A 20583-nucleotide genomic window follows, 5' to 3' on the forward strand; every position below is an offset into this window, starting at 1 on the left:
CCGGGGCCCGGCAGCGCCGCACCGGCGCGGCACGTCACACTTCCGGCCGTGCCACCGCCGGTTTCCGGCCATTTCCCGGCCGGAACGGAACCGGGCCCTCAATGGCCCGGCCGGAACGGAACCGGGCCCCGCATGGCCCGGACGGAACGGAACCGGGCCCCGCTCCGCCCGGACGGCGGTGCGGGGCCCGGGAGCCGGGGCCGGCGGGATCAGCCCTGCACGAACACCGCCACGGTGCGACCCGGCACGGTGAACGTGCCGGTGGCCGCGTCGAAGCCGGACTGCTGCACCACCCGGTCCACCCCGCCCGCCTGGACGGGGTGCAGCGCCTGGTTCGTCCCCTTCAGGGCGGCCACGGTCTGCGCCTGCGCGGTGGGCGTGGCGTTGAAGACGACGGTGATGCCCTTCGCCGCCCCCGCCAGCCCGGTGCCGTCCAGGTGCAGGGTGATCACCCCGGGCGTCTCACCGGGCGTGCCGGAGAGCGGGTACGACAGCCGCTGCTGGACGTCGGCCAGGGTCGGCAGCGAGAACAGCGGCGAGGACTGCTTGATCCGCAGGAACTCCTGGAACTGCGCCGTGGTCGCCCGGATGTCGGCCGCCCCCACCGTCAGCCGCGGGTTCGCCAGCAGCGGCCCGGCGGTCGGCCAGAGCTCCTGGTTGTCCTTGGCCGGCGGCAGGCCGCGGCCCCAGCCGTTGCCCTGCGCGGCGTCCCAGTGGATCGCGTTGAACCAGTCCCCCGAGTCGTAGGAGTTGGAGTCCAGCGACTTGGAGCGCAGCAGGTCGCTGCCCGCCTGGGCGAAGCCCGCGCCCTGGGTGAGCGCGGTCAGCGACAGCCCGAGCGCCTGCATCCGGGCCCGGTCGGCGGGCGCGGTGGCGGTCGGCAGCTTGTACGCGAGCGCGTCGAACAGGTCGGTGTTGTCGTGGGCGTCCACGTACTCCACCGCCTCGCCCGGCTTCGCCGCGTACCCGGTCGGGGAGCCGTTGTAGTCGACCTGGGCGCCGGTGACGGCCTTCCCCGAACTGTCGGTGAAGGAGTAGCCGGCCAGGTTGCCGGTGAGCCCGACCTTCAACTGGTCCATCTGGTGCAGCAGTCGGGCCTTCTGCTCCTGCGGGCTGCCGTTCGCGGCCGAGCCGTTGGGGTCGGTGTACAGGCCCGAGGCGAAGCCCTGCTGCGGCGCGGAGCCGAGCATGAAGTTGCCGCCGCGGGCGGCGTCGCGCAGCCGGTCGTCGAAGGTGGCGATGCCGGTGCCGGCCATGTTGGCCTGGGTGGCCTGCGGGAACCGGGCGTTGTTCGCGACGGTGCCGAAGTTCCAGCCCTCGCCGTAGAGGAAGACGTTCCTGCCGTCCACGCCGTCCGACTCGGGCGTCATCTTCCGCAGCGCCGCCTGTACGTCCAGCATGGTGGACTTCGGGTCCAGGCCCATCAGGTCGAAGCGGAAGCCGTCGACCTGGTACTCCCGGGCCCAGAGCGTCACCGAGTCGACCACCAGCCGGTTCATCATGGCGTGTTCGGGCGCGGTGTCGGCGCAGCAGCTGTCAGTCGTCACCTTGCCGTCGGCGTCCAGCCGCTGGTAGTAGCCGGGCACCACCTTGTCGAGCACCGAGTGGTCGGCCTGGCCGGCGGCGGCGGTGTGGTTGTAGACCACGTCCAGCACCACCCGCAGCCCGGCCGCGTGCAGCGCCTGCACCATCTGCCGGAACTGCACCGTCCGCGCCGTACCGTTCGGGTCGGTGGCGTAGGAGCCCTCCGGCACGTTGTAGTGCAGCGGGTCGTAGCCCCAGTTGTAGGCGTCGTCGGCGGCCACGGCCGCCACGCACTCCTGCTGCTTCGGGCCGTCCGGGGGAAGGGACTTGAGGTCGCAGGCGGGCAGCTTCTGGTCCGCCCGGTTCTCCCGGATGGTCGCGATGTCGAAGGTCGGCAGCAGGTGCACCGTCGTCACCCCGGCCTTGGCGAGGTCCCGCAGGTGCTGCATCCCGGCCGAGTTCGACTCGGTGAAGGCCAGGTAGGTGCCGCGCTCGGCGGCCGGGACGCTGGTGTCCTCCACCGAGAAGTCCCGGACGTGGAGTTCCTGGATCTGCTGCTGCGCGGGCGGGACGGCCTTCGGGCGGGCCTGGTCGTCCCAGCCGGCCGGCTTGAGCTCCTTGGCGTCCAGGTCGGCGACCAGGCTGCGCCGGGAGTCGGTGGAGAGCGCCACCGAGTACGGGTCGGTGACGGTGTTGACCACCAGCTGCTGCACCGAGGGCGCCCAGACCTTCACCTGGTACAGGTAGTACTTGCCGTCCAACTCCTTGCGGTCCCGGACGGCTTCCCACACCCCGGTCTCGTCGTCCAGCTTCATCGGCAGCGTCCTCGGGGTGCCCCCGGTGGCGCTGTCGAAGACCTGGACGGACACCTGCTGGGCGGTCGGCGCCCAGAGCGAGAGGGCGACCTTGCCGTCGTAGTACGCCGGGCCGAAGTCCACCTTGCCGGTGCGGCGGGCGTACAGGTCGTCCAGCACGCCCGGGGTCTGCACCCCGGTGCCGGCCAGCACGGCGCCGCTGGGCAGGTGTTCGGTGAACAGCAGCTGGCTGCGCAGCGCCGCCGGGACGCGCGCGGTGTCCCGGGCGTCCACGGTGAAGGCCCGGTAGCCCGCCAGGTGCGGGTACGCGGCCTTCTGGGCGTCGGTCAGCCCGCCCGCGACGGGGGTGAGCCGGATCCACTTGCCGGGCTCGGTCAGCACGCCCTTGTCGGCGCGGATGCCGCCCTCGGGGTCGTAGACCAGCTGGGCGCTGGTGCCGCCGGCCAGCGCCTGGTCGGTGGCGCCGTAGCCGGCGGGTACCACGACGGTCCTCGCGTCGATCCACTGGGCCTTGGCGCTGCCGAGGTCCAACTGCGAGGCGGCGGCCGGGTTCTGCGGCAGCAGGTAGCCCTCGCGGCCGCCGAGGATCCACACCTCCCTGCCGTTGACGGCGAAGTCCAGCGACTGGTCGGCGGGCAGGTCCTTGTCGTTGCCGTGGTGCAGGATGTAGCTGAGGCTGGTCGCCCCGGGGGCGAGCGGCACCTCGAAGACGGCGCCGAAGGCGTCGCGGCGCACCGGCAGCAGCGGCTTGCCCCAGTCGGTGGGGGCGGCGGCGCCGGTCCAGTCGTGCAGGCCCCAGCCGTCGTAGTCGCCGTCGGCCCGGTTGTAGTGGATGACGGCGGTGTCGGCGGGCGGGGTGCTGGTGGGGCCGGGGTTGGTGGTGCGGACGGTCGGGTCGCCCTGCTTCAACCACACCTCACCGCTGCTGCCCAGGTCGAGGTGGCGGTCGGCGTCGACGTCCTTGACGCCGTTCTTCTCCACGATGAAGCCGAGGTCGGAGGCGCCGGGCTTGAGCCGCACGTAGGCGAAGGCGCCGTACGCGTCCCGCCCGGTGAAGGGGTGCCCGGCCGGCCAGCTGGTGCCCTCGCCGTCGGCCAGGTCGCCCCAGGCGTACAGGTTCCAGCCGTCGTAGTCGCCGTCCGGCCGGTTGTAGTGGACGACGGCGTACGGGCGGGCGCCGGCGGTGGGCACCGGCTTGGGCGCGGGGGTGCCGGTGGTGAAGCTCGCGGTGGCGGAGCGCAGGTGGCCGCTGGAGTCCTGGAGGACGGCCTTGTAGCGCACCACCGTGCCGGGGGCGGCGGCCCCCAGGTCCTGGGTCACCGCGTACGTCCCGGTGTCGGCGGTGCCCAGCGTCTGCCAGGGCCCGTTTCCGGTCTGCGCGGCGAAGGTCACGCGGTTGAAGCCGCCGTCCGTCTTCGCCCCGATCGTCACCAGCCCGGTCGAACCGTCCGCCGGCGGCTGCAGCGACAGCTGCGGCGCGGCGACGACCGGCGCGAGCCTGGCGCCGGCCTTGAGGACGACGGAGGACAGCGCCGGAACGGTGACGGTCGCCTTGCGGTCGGCGCCGCTGGTGATCCGCGGTCCGGCGGCGGGGTAGATCGGGTCGAAGCCCATCCCCGCCGAGAAGGTGTCCAGGGTGACGGTCTTCGCCTCGGTGGCGTTGTTGACCGCCACCAGGTACTCGACCTGCTGCCCGGCGTCGATCCGGGAGAAGGCGTACACGCCCGGGCCGTCGGCGGCGTAGCGCTGGATCTGCGCGCCGTCGGCGAGCGCCGGGTTGTCGCGGCGCAGCTTCGCCAGGCCGGCGATGCCCTGGTAGAGCTCGCCGCCCTGCCCGTACCGGTCCGCCGCCCCCGAGGGGCCGCCGAGCACCCGGTCGGCGTTGTAGGAGGGCGTCTTGGAGGCGAACAGGTCCTGCCGGGCGTCCTTGTCGCCGCCCGCGCCGGTGAAGCCCTGCTCGTCGCCGTAGTAGACGACGGGCTGGCCGCGGGTGAGGAACTGCAGCTCGTTGCCGAGCCGGTCCTTCCTGAGCAGGGTGGCGTCGTCGGCGCCCGGGTTGTCGGCGAGCAGGAAGGAGCCGAAGCGGCCCATGTCGTGGTTGCCGAGGAAGGTCGGCAGCTCGTAGGCGTCGGTGTCGGCGCTGGTGTAGCGGTAGTCCTGGCCGTAGACGTCGGCGAGGTTGCGGGCCGAGCCGCCCTGGGAGACGTACGAGCGGGCCGCGCCCTGGAACGGGAAGTCCAGGGTGGCCTGGAGCCTGCCCTTGGTGACGTAGGGCGAGGTGACGGCCGGGTCGCCGGAGTAGACCTCGCCGAACATGAAGAACTTCCTGTTGCCCTGCTTGGCGGCGAAGTCCTTGAGCGCGGGCGCCCACTGCTGCCAGAAGGCCATGTCGACGTGCTTGACGGTGTCGATCCGGAAGCCGTCGACCCCGGCGTCCTTGACCCACTGCTGGTAGACCTGCTCGAAGCCCTTGACCACCTTGGGGTTCTGGGTGTCGAGGTCGTCCAGGCCGTTGAAGTCGCCCTCGGTGGCGGACTCGCCGACGAAGGTCGAGTCGCCCCGGTTGTGGTAGAGCGCCGGGTCGTTGAGCCAGGACGGGGTCTTGGCGGTGGCGTCGGCGGGCCGGCGCAGGACCGGGGTGTAGGGGAAGGAGTCCTTGGTGATCTTCGGCCAGGGGGCGCTCGCGTCGGCGGTCGCGGTCTCGTCGACCGGGTTGCCGTCCGCGTCGAGGGTCGGGTAGGCGCCGGTGGAGCGGTAGGAGTGCTGCTGCTCCGCGTAGTCGATGACGTCGGCGGTGTGGTTGGTGATGACGTCGAAGAAGACCTTGATGCCGCGCGCGTGCGCCTTGGCTATCAGCTCCTTGAGCTGGTCGTTGGTGCCGAAGTGCGGGTCGACCTGGGTGAAGTCGGTGATCCAGTAGCCGTGGTAGCCGGCCGACGCGTCGGCCCCGCTGCCCTGCACCGGCTTGTTCTTGAAGATCGGGGCCAGCCAGATCGCGGTGGTGCCGAGGTTCTGGACGTAGTCGAGCTTCTGGATCAGGCCGGCCAGGTCGCCGCCGTGGTAGAAGCCCTTGTCGGTCGGGTCGAGGCCGTTGTCCAGCCGACCGCCCGTGATGCCGCCGGTGTCGTTGGCGGTGTCGCCGTTGGCGAAGCGGTCGGGCAGGACGAAGTAGAACTGCTCGCGGGTGAGGTCGTGCCGCCCGGCGGTGGCCGCCAGGGCGGCGTCCGAGGGCGGGGGCGGCGGGGCGGCGGCGAGGGCCGCGGGGGCGCTGCCGAGGGTGGCGGCGGTGAGCACGGCGGCCAGCAGGACGGCCGTGCGGCCGGGTCTGCGGGCGGGTCCGCGGCGGGGACTGCTCCGCCGTGGGCGGAGCGGCGTATCGGCCACTGAGGGCTCCCTGAGGGGAAGGGGCGATCGATTTCCCAGGAAGCTAGCGGCCTGCAATCTGTTTCAGCAAGATGCAGAAAGCGTTTCGTCCCGGGAAATTCCAGGCCACCGGCCCGCCCGGCCACCCCGGTTACGTTCGAACGGCCGAGCGCGTGACAATGGGACGTATGTCCGTCCCACCGGTAAGCACCAGACCCGACCGCACCCCCTACCCCGGTGGGATCCGCCCCCTACCCCTGGAGGGGGACATCCGGTGAAGAATCCACTTCCAGAGGATGAGCAGACGGCTACGAGCGGTCTGGCAGACTTCTCGTCCATGGGGGAACCGACCGAGATCCAGCGAGGCGACACCCGGCGCGCCGACACGGCCCACGGTGGTGGTTCCGAGGCAACCGAGGCCACCCCGGCCCGGCTGCCCGAGGGAGCCACCCGTGCCGCCCAGTCCCGCACCGCCGCCCTGCGCGGCCGCATCCGGGACCAGCGGCGCTCGCCGGCCCGACCGCGGATCTGGTTCGAGCTCGCCCTGATCGGGATCAGCTACTGGCTCTACTCGCTGGTGCGCAACGCCGTCCCGGAGCAGGAAGCGATAGCCCAGAAGCACGCGCGCTGGATCTGGGACCTCGAGAAGGACCTCGGCATCGCGGTCGAGCGCTCGATCAACCACGCCGTGGACGGCGTCGGGTGGCTCATCACCGGGATGAACTACTACTACGCGACCCTGCACTTCGTCATCACCATCGGTGTGCTGGTCTGGCTCTACCGCAGCCACCCGGGCCGCTACGTCGCCGCCCGCACGGTGCTGTTCGTCACCACCGGGATCGCCCTGGTCGGCTTCTACTTCTTCCCGCTGGCCCCGCCGCGGCTGATGACCGACGGCGGCTTCGTCGACACCGTGCAGTCCCACCACACCTGGGGCTCGTTCGCCTCCGGGCCCGCCGCGCACGTCTCCAACCTGTACGCGGCGATGCCCTCGATGCACATCGGCTGGTCGATGTGGTGCGGTCTGACGATCTTCTTCCTGGCCCGCCGGACCTGGGTCCGGGTGCTCGGACTGATGTACCCGGCGGCCACCCTGGTGGTCATCATCTCGACCGCCAACCACTTCTGGATGGACGCCGTCGGCGGCGAGATCTGCCTGGCGGTCGGCTTCCTGGCGGCCCGCTGGCTCTACCACGAGTGGGTCTACCGGCTGCCGCGGGTGCCCGCCCGGGAGCAGGCGGAGGAGCCGGTCACCGTGCCGGAGCAGTGGAGCGAGCCGGCGGTCAGCAGCGCACGGCGCTAGCCGACGGCCGCAGAACGACTGACGAGGAACGACCGACGAGGAGGGGCCCCTGCCGCGGCAGGGGCCCCTTTCGCGTACCGGCCGGGCCCTTCCGCGCGTACCGGTCAGGCCGACCCGTAGAACAACCGGTCCACCACCGCCCGGGCCCGCCGGGTGGTGCGCCGGTAGTCGTCCACCAGCTCCCCGCTGTGCCCGGCGCCGTACCCCAGGTAGCGGGCCACCCCGGCCAGCTCCCGGGCCTCCCCGGGGAAGCTGTCCCCCGGCCGCCCGCGCACCAGCATCACCGCGGAGCGCACCCGGGAGGCCAGCACCCACGCCGCTTCCAGCACCTCCGCGTCGGCCGGCTCCACCAGAGCGGCCCCGACCGCCGCCGCCAGGGCGGCCCTGGTCCGGGTGGTCCGCAGGCCCGGCACCTCGTGCCCGTGCTGGAGCTGGAGCAGCTGCACCGTCCACTCCACGTCCGCCAGCCCGCCCCGGCCGATCTTGGTGTGGGTGGTCGGGTCGGCACCGCGCGGCAGCCGCTCGGCCTCGATCCGCGCCTTGATCCGGCGGATCTCCATCAGGTCCCGCTCCGGCACCCCGGTGCCCGGGTAGCGCAGCGGGTCGATCAGCTGCCGGAACCGCGCGCCCAGCTCCTCGTCCCCGGCCACCGGCTCGGCCCGCAGCAGCGCCTGGCTCTCCCAGGCGTGCGACCAGCGCCGGTAGTACGCCGCGTACGAGGCCAGGGTGCGCACCAGCGGGCCGCTGCGCCCCTCCGGCCGCAGGTCGGCGTCGACCAGCAGCGGCGGCTCGGTGGACGGCGCGGCCAGCAGGGTGCGCAGCTCGTTGCAGACCGCCTGGGCGGCCCTGGCCGCGTCCTGCTCCAGCGAGCCGAGCAGCGGCTCGTGGACGAAGAGCACGTCCGCGTCCGAGCCGTAGCCCAGCTCGTGCCCGCCGAAGCGGCCCATCGCGATCACCGCGATCCGGGTCGGCAGGTCCCCGTTTTCGGCCTCCCAGCCGGCCACGCAGGCGCTCAGCGCGCCCTGGAGGGTGGCGGCGTTGAGCGCGGTCAGCGCCTCCCCCGCGACGTCCAGCGCCTCGGCCGGGTCGTCGCCGAGCCGGCCGAGCACGTCCGCGGCGGCCGTCCGGAACAGCTCCCGGCGGCGCACCGAGCGGGCGGCGGCCACGGCGGCGGCGGCGGACCCGGCCCGGCCGCCGGCGGCCAGGATCTCGGACTGGAGCGCCGCCCGGCCGCGCGGCACCAGGCCCTGCGGGTCGCCCAGCATGGCCACCGCCTCGGGGGCGCGCAGCAGCAGGTCGGGGGCGAGCCGGCCGGCCGACAGCACCCGGGCGAGCTGCTCGGCGGCGGCGCTCTCGTCCCGCAGCAGCCGCAGGTACCAGGGGGTGCGGCCGAGCGCGTCGGAGACCTGGCGGAAGTTGAGCAGTCCGGCGTCCGGGTCGGCCGACTCGGCGAACCAGCCGAGCAGCACCGGCAGCAGGGTGCGCTGGATCGCGGCCTTGCGGCTGACCCCGGAGGCGAGTGCGCTGAGGTGCCGCAGCGCGGCGGCCGGGTCGGCGTAGCCGAGCGCCTCCAGCCGGGCCCGGGCCGCGTCCGGGGTCAACCCGGCCGCGCCGGGCGGCAGTTCGGCGACGGCGTCGAGCAACGGCCGGTAGAACAGCTTCTCGTGCAGCCGCCGCACCTCCACCGCGTGCCGCTTCCACTCGCGTTGCAGCGCGGCCACCGGGTCGGAGCGGGTGTCGTCGTTGATCAGCGCGGCGAGCGAGCGGGCGAGCCGGCGCTGGTCCTCCTCGGCGGTGGGCATCAGGTGGGTGCGGCGCAGCCGGTGCAGCTGGATGCGGTGCTCCAGCGAGCGCAGGAAGCGGTAGGCGGTGTCCAGCGAGGCGGCGTCCGCCCGGCCGACGTACCCGCCGCGGGAGAGCGCGGCCAGCGCCTCCAGGGTGTTGCCGCTGCGCAGCGCCGGGTCGGTGCGGCCGTGCACCAGCTGGAGCAGCTGGACGGAGAACTCCACGTCGCGCAGTCCGCCCGGGCCGAGCTTGAGCTGGCGGTCCAGTTCGGTGGCCGGGATGGAGTCGATCACCCGGCGGCGCATCTGCTGCACGTCGGTGACGAAGTTCTCCCGGGCGGCGGCCTGCCAGACCATCGGGGCGAGCGCCTCGACGTACGCGGCGCCGAGCTCGGCGTCCCCGGCGACCGGGCGGGCCTTGAGCAGGGCCTGGAACTCCCAGGTCTTGGCCCACCGCTGGTAGTAGGCGAGGTGGCTGGCCAGGGTGCGCACCAGCGGGCCGTTGCGGCCCTCCGGGCGCAGGTTGGCGTCCACCGGCCAGATGGTGCCCTCGCCGGTGGTGTCCGAGCAGAGCCGGGTGAGCGCGGCGGCCAGCCGGGTGGCGGCCTTGACGGCCACGTGCTCGTCCACGCCCTCGCGCGGCTCGGCGACGAAGATGACGTCCACGTCGGAGACGTAGTTGAGTTCCCGGCCGCCGCACTTGCCCATCCCGATCACCGCGAGCCGGCAGGCCGCGGCGGCCTCCGGGTCCTGCTCGGCGGCGAGGTCCAGGGCGGTCTGGAGGGTGGCGCCGGCCAGGTCGGCGAGTTCGGCGGCGGTCTGGGCGAGGTCGGTGGTGCCAGTGAGGTCGCGGGCGGCGATGGCCAGCAGGCAGCGCCGGTAGGCGATCCGCAGGGCGTTCTCCGGGCTGCCGCCGGCGCCCCGGACGCCCTCGGCGAGGGCGCGGCGGAAGTCCGCCGGGCCGGGGTGCATGTCGCGCAGTTCGAAGGTCACCAGCGCGTGCCAGTCGTGCGGGTGCCGGGCCAGGTGGTCGGCGAGCGCGGTGGAGACGCCGAGCACCCCGAGCAGCCGGTCGCGCAGCGGCTTGGAGGTGGTGAGGGTGTCCCGCAGGGTGTGCCGTTCGGCCTCGTCGGCGGCCTCCAGCAGCCGGGCCAGGCCGAGCAGCGCGAGGTCGGGGTCGGCGGTGGCGCCGAGCGCGTCCAGCAGCACCGGGTCGTCGGCCAGGCCCTCCAGCCCGGGGCCCTCCAGCAGCCGCACCGCCCTCGCGGGATCGGTGAACCCGCGCCGGACCAGCCTGATCTCGGGCCGGCTGACCCGGCTCCCGGCCCGCTGTTCCTCCACCGCCATCGGCCCCTCCATCCCGTCCGCCCCCGCAGGCAGGTTACGCGCCCCGGCGGCCCTCCGCCGGGCGTGACCGTCGGGTGGACCGCCCCCGTGACGACGGCCCCGCCGCCGCCCGGGCGGGCGACGGCGGGGCCGGAGGGGCCGGAGGGGTTCGAGCCCGCCGCTCAGAGCACCTGCTCAGAGGACCTGCTCACAGCACCTGGAGGTTCTTGCGCAGCTCGAACGGGGTCACCTCGGAGCGGTACTCCTCCCATTCCTGGCGCTTGTTGCGCAGGAAGAAGTCGAAGACGTGCTCGCCCAGGGTCTCGGCGACCAGCTCGCTGCGCTGCATCAGGTCGATGGCCTCGCCGAGGTTCTGCGGCATCGGCTGGATGCCGAGGGCGCGGCGCTCGGAGTCGGTCAGCGCCCACACGTCGTCGTCGGCGCCGGGCGGGAGCTCGTAGCCCTCCTCGATGCCCTTGAGGCCGGCCGCGAGGGTGACGGCGTAGGCGAGGTACGGGTTGCAGCCGGTGTCCAGGGAGCGGACCTCGATCCGGGTGGAGCCCTGCTTGCCCGGCTTGTACATCGGCACCCGGATCAGCGCCGAGCGGTTGTTGTGGCCCCAGCAGATGTACGAGGGGGCCTCGCCGCCGGCGCCGGCGGTGCGCTGGGAGCCGCCCCAGATCCGCTTGTAGGAGTTCACCCACTGGTTGGTGACGGCGGCCGTCTCGGCGGCGTGCCGCAGCAGGCCGGCGATGAACGACCGGCCGACCTTGGAGAGCTGGTACTCGGCGCCGGACTCGTGGAAGGCGTTGCGGTCGCCCTCGAACAGCGAGACGTGGGTGTGCATGCCGCTGCCGGGGTGCTCGGAGAACGGCTTGGGCATGAAGCTCGCGTGCACGCCCTGCTCCAGCGCGACCTCCTTCATGACCAGGCGGAAGGTCATGATGTTGTCGGCGGTGGACAGCGCGTCGGCGTAGCGCAGGTCGATCTCCTGCTGGCCGGGGGCGCCCTCGTGGTGCGAGAACTCGACCGAGATGCCCATCGACTCCAGCATGGTGATGGCCTGTCGGCGGAAGTCGTGGCCCACCCCGCGCGGGGTGTGGTCGAAGTAGCCGGACTGGTCGGCCGGGATCGGCGCGGTGCCGTCGCCGGGCAGGTTCTTCAGCAGGAAGAACTCGATCTCGGGGTGGGTGTAGAAGGTGAAGCCCTGGTCGGAGGCCTTCTCCAGGGTGCGCTTGAGCACGAACCTGGGGTCGGCGTAGGAGGGCGAGCCGTCCGGCATCAGGATGTCGCAGAACATCCGCGCGGTGCCCGGGGTCTCCGAGCGCCACGGCAGGATCTGGAAGGTGGTCGGATCCGGCTTGGCGATCATGTCGGATTCGTACACCCGGGCGAATCCCTCGATCGCCGAGCCGTCGAAACCGATGCCCTCCTCGAAGGCCTGCTCCAACTCGGCCGGCGCCACCGCGACCGACTTGAGGAACCCGAGCACATCGGTGAACCACAGCCGGACGAACCGGATGTCACGCTCCTCGAGCGTCCGAAGCACGAACTGCTGCTGCTTGCCCATGGGGACAGTCTCACCTCTGCTCTTTACGCTCGTGTTACGCCCGGGAGGCCCCCGAAAGACCTCATCGAGCGATTGCCCCCATCATGGCCGATCCCCGCGCGGCACGGCAGGGCCGACCCCCGGTTCCGACCATCCGCACGGGACATTGCGTCAGTTAGACGATTAGACTTCGGAGCATGCCCAATCTCCGTCTCGCCCTGAGCCAGATCGACCCCTGGGTCGGTGACCTCGCCCGCAACAGCGATGAGGTGGTGCGCTGGACCAAGCAGGCCGTGGAGGCCGGCGCCCAGCTGGTCGCCTTCCCCGAGATGGCCCTGACCGGCTACCCGGTCGAGGACCTCGCGCTGCGCGGCTCCTTCGTCGAGGCCTCGCGCGGCGCCCTGGTGGAGCTGGCCGGGCGGCTGGCCGACGACGGGCTGGGCGAGGTGCCGGTGGTGGTCGGCTACCTCGGGCGCTCCGACCACGCCTCGCCGCGCTTCGGCCGCCCCGCGGGGTCGCCGCAGAACTGCGCCGCGGTGCTGCACCGGGGCGAGGTGGTCACCCGCTTCGCCAAGCACCACCTGCCCAACTACGGCGTCTTCGACGAGTACCGCTGGTTCGTCCCCGGCGAACAGCTGCCGGTGCTGCGGCTGCACGGGGTGGACGTCGCGCTGGCGATCTGCGAGGACATCTGGCAGGACGGCGGCCGGGTCACCGCCGCCCGCGAGGCCGGGGCCGGCCTGCTGCTGGTCATCAACGGCTCGCCGTACGAGCGGAACAAGGACGACCAGCGGCTGGAGCTGGTGCAGCGCCGCGCGGCCGAGGCGGGCTGCACCCTGGCGTACGTCAACATGGTCGGCGGCCAGGACGAGTTGGTCTTCGACGGCGACTCGATCGTGGTCGGCGCGGACGGCGAAGTCCTGGCCCGCGCACCGCAGTTCGAGGAGCACCTGGTGCTGCTGGACCTCGACCTGCCGGCCGCCGGCAGCGACCACACCGACGGCCTGCTGCTGAGCGACGGGCTGCACCTGGTCCGCACCGAACTGAGCGACGAGCCGGCCCCGGTGCCCGCCGGCCGGCCCGCCGCCGAGATCGCGCCCCGACTGTCCGACGAGGCCGAGATCTGGGCCGCCCTGGTCTCCGGCACCCGGGCGTACGTGGTCAAGAACGGCTTCCGCTCGGTGCTGATCGGCCTCTCCGGCGGCATCGACTCGGCCCTGGTGGCCGCGATCGCGGTGGACGCGCTCGGCCCCGACCACGTGCACTGCGTCTCGATGCCCAGCCGCTACTCCTCCCAGCACTCCCGGGACGACGCGGCCGAACTGGCCCACCGCACCGGGCTGCACTTCCGGACCGTCTCCATCGCCCCGATGTTCGACGCCTACCTGGCCGCCACCGAGCTGACCGGCCTGGCCGAGGAGAACCTCCAGTCCCGGCTGCGCGGCACCCTGCTGATGGCGATCTCCAACCAGGAGGGGCACATCGTGCTCGCGCCCGGCAACAAGAGCGAGCTGGCGGTCGGCTACTCCACCCTGTACGGCGACTCGGTGGGCGCCTACGGCCCGATCAAGGACGTCTACAAGTCGCTGGTCTTCCGCCTCGCCCGCTGGCGCAACGAGGAGGCCGTGCGGCGCGGCGAGGTGCCGCCGATCCCGGAGAACACCATCGGCAAGCCGCCGTCCGCCGAGCTGCGGCCGGACCAGGTGGACACCGACTCGCTGCCCGACTACGACCTGCTGGACAGCGTGCTGGACCGCTACATCGAGCGCGACGAGGGCCGGGACGCGATCGTCGCGGCGGGCTTCGACCCGGCCGTGGTGGACCGGGTGGTCCGGCTGGTCGACACCGCCGAGTACAAGCGGCGCCAGTACCCGCCGGGCCCGAAGATCTCGGTGAAGAACTTCGGCCGGGACCGCCGGCTGCCGATCACCAACCGCTGGCGCCGCGGCTGACCGTACCCGGGGCCCGAGGCACGCCTCAGCTGTACGTGAAGGCGGCGGCCACCGCGAGGTGGTCGCTGCCGTCCCGGGGCAGGGTGCGGGAGTCCACCGGCCGGAGCCCGCCCTTGCTCATGATCTGGTCGATCCGCGCCATCGGGAACGCCGCGGGCCAGCTGAACCCGAAGCCGTCCCCGGCCGCGCCCTGGGCCGAGCGCATCTGCGAGGTGACCGGCGCCAGGCTGCGGTCGTTCATGGTGCCGTTGAGGTCGCCGAGCAGCAGGACCTTCTTCACCGGCTCGGCCTGCACGGCGTCGCCGAGCGCCTGGGCACTGACGTCCCGCTGGTGGACGGTGAACCCGCCCTCGGCCTTGAGCCGGACGGACGGCAGGTGGGCGACGTACACCGCGAGCGGGCCCTGCGGGGTGGTGACCTGGGCCCGGAACGCCCTGGTCCAGCCGATCCGCAGGTCCACCGGGGCGACCTCGCCGATCGGGTACTTCGACCAGAGCCCGACCGTCCCCTCCACCGCGTGGTACGGGTAGGCCGCGGCGAGCCCGGTCTCGTACTCCCGCAGCTGGTTGCCGGCCAGCTCCTGGAGGGCGACGATCTGGGCGTTCGAGGCCACCAGGCCGCGGACGGTGCCCGGCACGTCGGTGTTGCCAGCGGCGACGTTGTGGCTGACCACCGTCCAGTCGCCCTTGCCGCCGCTCTTGTCGGAGAGCAGCCCGCCGAACAGGTTGACCCACAGCACGGCGGGCACCAGCAGGGCGATCAGGGCGGTGGCGGAGCGGCGCAGCAGCGCGGGCACCAGCAGCACCGGGACCGCCAGGCCCACCCAGGGCAGGAAGGTCTCCAGCAGGCTGCCGAGGTTGCCGACGCTGTTCGGCACCTGGGCGTGGAAGCCCAGCAGCACGGCGGTGAGCAGAGCCAGCAGGGCGATCAGCAGTCCGCGCCGCCAGGTGCCGGCGCCGCGGGCGTCCCGGCCCCAGTGCCGCAGGCCGAGGAGGCCGCCGGTACGGCCGGCGTCCGCACCCGCGCCCGCGTCCATGCCCGCGCCGCCACTGGCCGTGGTCCGTTCGGTGCTGTCCGCCTGCGCCATGCCGTGGCTCCCGTCGCTCGTGCCGTCGCCGTCCGTTGTCCGGTCCGTGGGGGTACGGGCGCGGTGCCGGACTGGTGCCGGTTCGATCGGATACCCGGCTCAGCCTATGCCGGGACAGACGCGCGGCCCCGGGAGCGGGTTCCGGCGTGGCCCGCTTTGGTGAGCCAGGCCACGTCGGGCACGAAGGAGTGGGCCTCAGCGGCGCCCGATGCCCTCGAGCACCGAGTCGACCAGCTGGCGGGCGAGGTCCGGGTCCTCCAGGTCGGTGTCGTCCGAGAGGATGCTGCGGTAGAGGATCGGCCCCATCAGCAGGTCGCCGAGCAGTTCCACGTCGAGGTCGTCGCGGATCAGGCCCTCGGCGACGGCCCGCCGGATCGCGAGGATCCCGACCTCGCGGCGCGGCTTGATCACCCGCTCCCGGTAGGCGTGGTGCAGCTCCGGCAGGGTCTGCATCTGGCCGAGCGTCGCCTTGAGCACCCAGCGGGTGCGCTTGGCCAGGCCCCGCCGGCGGATGTAGTCGACCATCGCGATCAGGTCCTCGCGGGCGCCGCCGCCGGTGGGGGCCGGGAGCGGCTCCTCCAGCCGGCTGACCAGGTCGACCAGCAGGGCCTCCTTGTTGGGCCAGCGCCGGTAGATGGTCGCCTTGCCGACGCCGGCGGCGGTGGCGATGCCCTCGATGGTGAGTTCGGACAGCGCCTTGCCGTCGGCCATCAGGTCCTCGACGGCGGTGAAGATGGCCTGCTCGGCGGCCTCGCTGCGGGGCCGGCCGCGGCGGACCACCGCGCAGGGCTGCCCGGTGTCGGCGCTCGGCGTGTCCGTCCTCATCCCCGCTGCCTCTCCCTCACTGGTTCCGGGCGCACGGGCGCCGCGGTGGGTCCGTCGGTCCGGGGGACCTCGCCCAGGACCCGGCCCTGCCGGTCGGGGGCACCGACCGGCAGGGCCATTGTCGCTCAGCCGTCCCCCGGTCAGGCGGCCGCGGCCGCCCGGGGCTGGTCCGGCTGCCCGGGAACCTGCCCGTCCGGGCCGCCGGGAACACCCGCGGGGGCGGCGGTGCGGCGCGGGAGCAGGAACCAGGCGACCAGCGCACCGACCAGCGAGATGCCGACCGAGAGCGAGGCCACCACGTGCATGGCGTGGATGAAGGAGTCGTTCGCCGGGCCGATCAGCCCGTCGGCCAGGCCCCCGGGGACGTGGTCGACGAAGGCCCGGGTGGACTCCAGCGACTCGGCGGCCCGGTCCAGGTTGGCCCCGGCCTTCTCCTGCACGGCCTGGGGCAGCTGGTGCAGCGGCCCGGTCATCCCGTCGCGGTAGACGGTGGAGAGCACCGCGCCGAGCACGGCGACCCCGAGCGAGCCGCCGACCTGGCGGAAGGTGTTGTTGACGGCGGAGCCGGCGCCGGCCTTCTCGCGGGGCAGCGAGCCCATGATCGCGACGGTGACCGGCGGCATGACGTGGGCCATCCCGGCGCCCATCACCAGGCCGAGCACGACCAGCACCCAGATCGGGGTCGTCGCGGTCAGCACGGTGTAGCCGACGAAGCCGAGCGCGACCAGCACCATGCCGCCCGCGGCGGTGGCGGCGACCCCGAAGCGGTCGACCACCAGCCGGGCCCGGGGGGCGAACAGCAGCTGGGCGGCGGCCAGCGGGAGCATCAGCACACCGGCCTGGAGGGCGCTGTAGCCGCGCACGCTCTGGGTGTAGAAGACGCCGAAGAAGGAGACGCCCATCAGCGCGAAGAAGATCACCGCGACGACCACCACCGAGGCGCTGAACACCTTGTTGCGGAACCAGGTGACGTCCAGCGCGGGGAACGGCGTGCGGCGCTCGAACCAGACGAAGGCGACCAGCGCGAGCACGCCCAGCAGGGTCGGGCCCCAGGCCGCGAACGCGGTGAAGTCGGCCAGCTCGCCGCCCTTGATGATGCCGTAGATCAGCGCGACCAGGCCGATGATCGACAGCAGCACACCGACCGGGTCCATCCGGCCCGGGTTCGGGTCCTTCGACTCGGGGACCAGGACGGCCATCGCGACCAGCGCGACGATCACGATCGGCACGTTGACCAGGAAGACCGAGCCCCACCAGAAGTGCTCGATCAGCAGGCCGCCGGTGATCGGGCCGATGGCGATGGCCAGGCCGACCGCGCCGGCCCAGATGCCGATCGCCTTGGGCTGCTCGTCGCGCTCGAAGACGTTCATGATGATCGCCAGCGTGGCGGGCATCGCGAGCGCGCCGCCGACGCCCATCAGGGCGCGGTAGCCGATCAGCTCACCGGGCGAGGCGGCCATCGAGGACAGCAGCGAGGCGATCCCGAAGACCACCATCCCGCCCAGCAGGGCGCGCTTGCGGCCGAAGCGGTCGCCGAGCAGGCCCGAGGTGAAGAGCAGCCCGGCGAAGACCAGGGTGTACGAGTTGATCGCCCATTCCAGGTCGCTCTGGGTGGCGCCCAGTCCGACCGGGGCGGGGGTCGCGATGGTCTTCATCGCGACGTTGAGGATCGAGTTGTCGAGCACGACGACGAGCAGGGCGAGCACCAGGGTGCCCAGGATCGCCCAGCGCCGGCGGTGGATGGCTTCCGGTACGCGGGGTGGCGCGGCTGCGGTGGTCATTGGTCTTCCCGTCCGTGTTGGCGTGGCACTGGCGGGCATTTGCGAGTCGCTTGCGTCTCGTAACCCCCTGGACCAGAGTAGCCACCAATACGATACGAGACGAGTCCGTTTCGTAAAATGGAGGCAAAGCCCGAGGGGCGCGAGGGCCCGTGTGGCGTGGATCGCACCCCGCCGACCGCACCCCTCTTTGCGCACACGCCGGGGCGTGCAAGCATGGAGGTGATCCGGGGACGCCGTACGGCGCCACGAGACGACAACCCTTCAGGAGCCCGTTCGATGAACGCTTCTTCGCCTTCGCCTGCCCAGAACCAGGCGTCGACCGCCACCCTCTACGGCGGGGTCACCAACCGCCGCGTGACCGTCCGCGACCTCGCCGCCGCCAAGCAGCGCGGCGAGAAGTGGGCGATGCTCACCGCCTACGACGCCCTCACCGCGGGCGTGTTCGACGAGGCCGGGATCCCCGTCCTGCTCGTCGGCGACTCGGCCGGCAACTGCCACCTCGGCTACGAGACCACCGTGCCGGTGACCATGGATCAGATGGTGATGCTCTCCGCCGCCGTCGTCCGCGGCACCCAGCGCGCCATGATCGTCGCCGACCTGCCGTTCGGCTCGTACCAGGAGTCGCCCGCGCAGGCCATGCACAACGCGGCCCGGCTGATGAAGGAGGCCGGGGTCGGCGCGGTCAAGCTGGAGGGCGGCGAGCGCAGCGCCCGCTCCATCGAGCTGCTGGTCGAGGCCGGCATCCCGGTGATGGCCCACATCGGCCTCACCCCGCAGTCGGTGCACGCCTTCGGCGGCTACCCCGTCCAGGGCCGCGGTGACGAGGCGGCCCACCAGCTGCTCCGCGACGCCAAGGCCGTCCAGCAGGCCGGCGCCTTCTCCGTGGTGCTGGAGGCCGTCCCGGCCGAGCTGGCCGCCCAGGTCACCGAGCAGCTGGCGATCCCGACCGTCGGCATCGGCGGCGGCCCGGAGACCGACGCCCAGGTGCTGGTCTGGACCGACATGGCGGGCATGACGGCGGGCCGGGTGCCCAAGTTCGTCAAGAAGTACGCCGACCTGCGCGGCGTCCTCGGCGAGGCCGCCCGCGCCTACGCGGAGGACGTCCGCACCGGGGCCTTCCCGGCCGAGGAGCACAGCTTCCACTGACGGCTCCCCCGCCCCTGCTCCGAGCCGCTCGGAGCAGGGGCGCTGTCATGCCGGTGGGGGCCGTGACAGCGGGCTGACAGCCGGGCCGGGCGGGCGACAGGGGGCTGACAGCCGGGCCGGACAACCTGGGGGCATGACAGGAATCGCGACCGCCCCGAACACGCGGGGAACAGCCGGGAACGCCGTCGAGGTCCACGGCATCGTCAAGCACTTCGGCACCACCAAGGCCCTCGACGGTGTCGACCTCACCGTCCGCGAAGGCACCGTCCTCGCCCTGCTCGGCCCCAACGGCGCCGGCAAGACCACCCTGGTACGGGTCCTCTCCACGCTGATCAAGCCGGACGCCGGCACCGCGTTCGTCGGCGGCTACGACGTCCTGCGCCAGCCCAAGCAGCTGCGCCGCACCATCGGCCTGACCGGCCAGTACGCCTCCGTGGACGAGCTGCTCTCCGGCTACGAGAACCTCTACCTGATCGGCCGGCTGCTCGACCTCTCCAGCCGGGAGGCCAAGGCCCGGGCCGCCGAGCTGCTGGAGCGCTTCTCGCTCACCGAGGCCGCCAAGCGGATCGCCAAGACCTACTCCGGCGGCATGCGCCGCCGCCTCGACCTGGCCGCCAGCATGATGGGCCGCCCCCGGGTGCTCTACCTGGACGAGCCCACCACCGGCTTGGACCCGCGCACCCGCAACGAGGTCTGGGACGAGGTGCAGCGGATGGTCTCCGAGGGCAGCACCGTGCTGCTGACCACCCAGTACATGGAGGAGGCCGAGCAGCTCGCCGACGAGCTGACCGTCATCGACCGGGGCAAGGTGATCGCCGCCGGCGGCGTCGCCGAGCTCAAGGCCAGGGTCGGCGGCCAGATCCTCCAGGTCCGCCCCGCCCACCCGGCCGAACTGCCGGAGCTGGCCCGCTGCCTGCACGAGAACGGCATCACCTCCGCCACCTTCTCCCCCGACGACGGCCTGCTCGCGGTGCCGCTCACCGGCGAGGAGCAGCTCACCACCGTGATCGCGGTGCTCGGCGGCCGCGGCTTCGCGATCGCCGGCATCGACACCAAGGTGCCCAGCCTGGACGAGGTCTTCCTCGCCATCACCGGCAAGCCCAGCGCCGACGCGACCACCGCGTCCGCCGCCGACCCCGTCAAGGAGCCCGTCGCATGACCACCGCCACCCTCACCCCCGCCCCGGTCCGGGACACGGCGGCCGACGAGACCCGGATCGGCCCGTCCGCCACCCTGCGCCACATCGGCGCGCTGACCCGCCGCAACCTGATGCGGATCAAGGCCGACCCGGAGTCGATGTTCGACGCCGTGCTGATGCCGATCGTCTTCACCGTGCTGTTCGTCTACGTCTTCGGCGGCGCCATGATGGGCGGGGACCAGGACAAGTACAAGCAGTTCATGATCCCGGGACTGCTCGGACAGACCGGCATGACGCTGGCGCTGGCCGTCGGCACCGGCCTGAACACCGACTTCCAGAGCGGGGTGATGGACCGCTTCCGGACCCTGCCGATCGGCCGGGCCGCCGTCCTGCTCTCCAAGATCGTGGCGGAGACGCTGCGGGCCCTGCTCTCCTCCCTGATCCTGCTGACCTTCGCCTTCATCCTCGGCTTCGAGCTCAAGACCGGCGTCCCGGAGCTGCTGGCCGCGGTCGGCCTGTCGCTGGTGTTCGGCATGTCGATCGTCTGGATCTCGATGCTGCTGGGCATGTCGATGAAGAGCGCCCAGGCCGTCCAGGGCGTCTCCATGCTGGTCCTGATGCCGATGCAGTTCGGCAGCTCGATCTTCGCGCCGACCAGCACCATGCCGGGCTGGCTCCAGGCCTTCACCAAGGTCAACCCGCTGTCCGCGCTGGCCGACGCCTCCCGCGCGCTGCTCAACGGCGAAGGGGCGGTGGCCCATCCGGTGATGATCGTGCTGATCTGGTCCGCCGCCTCGACCGCGATCTTCGCCCCGCTCGCGGTGGCCCGCTTCCGCAAGCGGACCTGAGCGAGCCGGGGACGAGGGCCGGGCGGCGACCGTGGACAGGACACCGCCCGGTACGAGCGGGGGGGGGGGGGGGAGGGGGGGGGGGGGGGGGGAGGGGGGGGAGGGGGGGGGCCGGTGGGGGCGAGCGGGCGGGCGCGTAGAG

The 20583-nt window shown here is 72.8% G+C and carries 11 protein-coding genes; 5 read left to right on the top strand and 6 right to left on the bottom strand.

Annotated features, from left to right (window positions below; translation table 11 throughout):
- Positions 1 to 209: 209 nt before the first annotated feature.
- A complete protein-coding gene (gene pulA / locus ACZ4W5_RS21590) occupies positions 210 to 5723 on the bottom strand; it encodes a pullulanase-type alpha-1,6-glucosidase (RefSeq protein ID WP_465656243.1) in 5514 nt (1837 codons plus the stop codon).
- Between the two features lie 316 nt (positions 5724 to 6039).
- On the opposite strand from pulA, the gene ACZ4W5_RS21595 reads away from it, so the two are divergent.
- Positions 6040 to 7005: a phosphatase PAP2 family protein gene (locus ACZ4W5_RS21595; protein WP_465656245.1), complete on the top strand. Its 966-nt coding sequence runs from the start codon at positions 6040 to 6042 to the stop codon at positions 7003 to 7005.
- 104 nt (positions 7006 to 7109) lie between these two features.
- Here the strand turns inward: ACZ4W5_RS21595 and ACZ4W5_RS21600 are convergent, their stop codons facing one another.
- Together ACZ4W5_RS21600 and glnA are read right to left on the bottom strand one after the other, a co-directional pair.
- A complete protein-coding gene (locus ACZ4W5_RS21600) occupies positions 7110 to 10136 on the bottom strand; it encodes a bifunctional [glutamine synthetase] adenylyltransferase/[glutamine synthetase]-adenylyl-L-tyrosine phosphorylase (RefSeq protein ID WP_465656247.1) in 3027 nt (1008 codons plus the stop codon).
- A 187-nt stretch (positions 10137 to 10323) separates the two neighbouring features.
- A complete protein-coding gene (gene glnA, locus ACZ4W5_RS21605; protein ID WP_360228084.1) occupies positions 10324 to 11685 on the bottom strand; it encodes a type I glutamate--ammonia ligase in 1362 nt (453 codons plus the stop codon).
- A 176-nt stretch (positions 11686 to 11861) separates the two neighbouring features.
- Between glnA and ACZ4W5_RS21610 the strand changes: the two genes are divergently transcribed.
- Positions 11862 to 13616, top strand: coding sequence for an NAD+ synthase (locus ACZ4W5_RS21610; RefSeq protein ID WP_465656249.1), 1755 nt, complete (start codon positions 11862 to 11864; stop codon positions 13614 to 13616).
- Between the two features lie 25 nt (positions 13617 to 13641).
- On the opposite strand, the gene ACZ4W5_RS21615 is transcribed toward ACZ4W5_RS21610, so the two are convergent.
- The 3 genes from ACZ4W5_RS21615 to ACZ4W5_RS21625 form a co-directional block, all read right to left on the bottom strand.
- Positions 13642 to 14703, bottom strand: coding sequence for an endonuclease/exonuclease/phosphatase family protein (locus ACZ4W5_RS21615; RefSeq protein WP_360228090.1), 1062 nt, complete (start codon positions 14701 to 14703; stop codon positions 13642 to 13644).
- A gap of 195 nt (positions 14704 to 14898) precedes the next feature.
- Positions 14899 to 15528: a TetR/AcrR family transcriptional regulator gene (locus tag ACZ4W5_RS21620; protein WP_360228093.1), complete on the bottom strand. Its 630-nt coding sequence runs from the start codon at positions 15526 to 15528 to the stop codon at positions 14899 to 14901.
- A gap of 140 nt (positions 15529 to 15668) precedes the next feature.
- Positions 15669 to 17309: an MFS transporter gene (locus ACZ4W5_RS21625; protein WP_360228096.1), complete on the bottom strand. Its 1641-nt coding sequence runs from the start codon at positions 17307 to 17309 to the stop codon at positions 15669 to 15671.
- 276 nt (positions 17310 to 17585) lie between these two features.
- Here ACZ4W5_RS21625 and panB point away from each other — a divergent pair, with 276 nt between their 5' ends.
- The 3 genes from panB to ACZ4W5_RS21640 all read left to right on the top strand — a co-directional run bounded on the left by panB (position 17586) and on the right by ACZ4W5_RS21640 (position 20441).
- Positions 17586 to 18455, top strand: coding sequence for a 3-methyl-2-oxobutanoate hydroxymethyltransferase (gene panB, locus ACZ4W5_RS21630; protein ID WP_360228097.1), 870 nt, complete (start codon positions 17586 to 17588; stop codon positions 18453 to 18455).
- 133 nt (positions 18456 to 18588) lie between these two features.
- Positions 18589 to 19614, top strand: coding sequence for an ATP-binding cassette domain-containing protein (locus ACZ4W5_RS21635; protein WP_360228099.1), 1026 nt, complete (start codon positions 18589 to 18591; stop codon positions 19612 to 19614).
- A complete protein-coding gene (locus tag ACZ4W5_RS21640; RefSeq protein WP_360228102.1) occupies positions 19611 to 20441 on the top strand; it encodes an ABC transporter permease in 831 nt (276 codons plus the stop codon). Before ACZ4W5_RS21635 ends, ACZ4W5_RS21640 begins: the two co-directional genes overlap by 4 nt.
- The last annotated feature ends 142 nt before the right edge of the window (positions 20442 to 20583 follow it).

The organism is Kitasatospora sp. NPDC029367 (assembly GCF_055569135.1).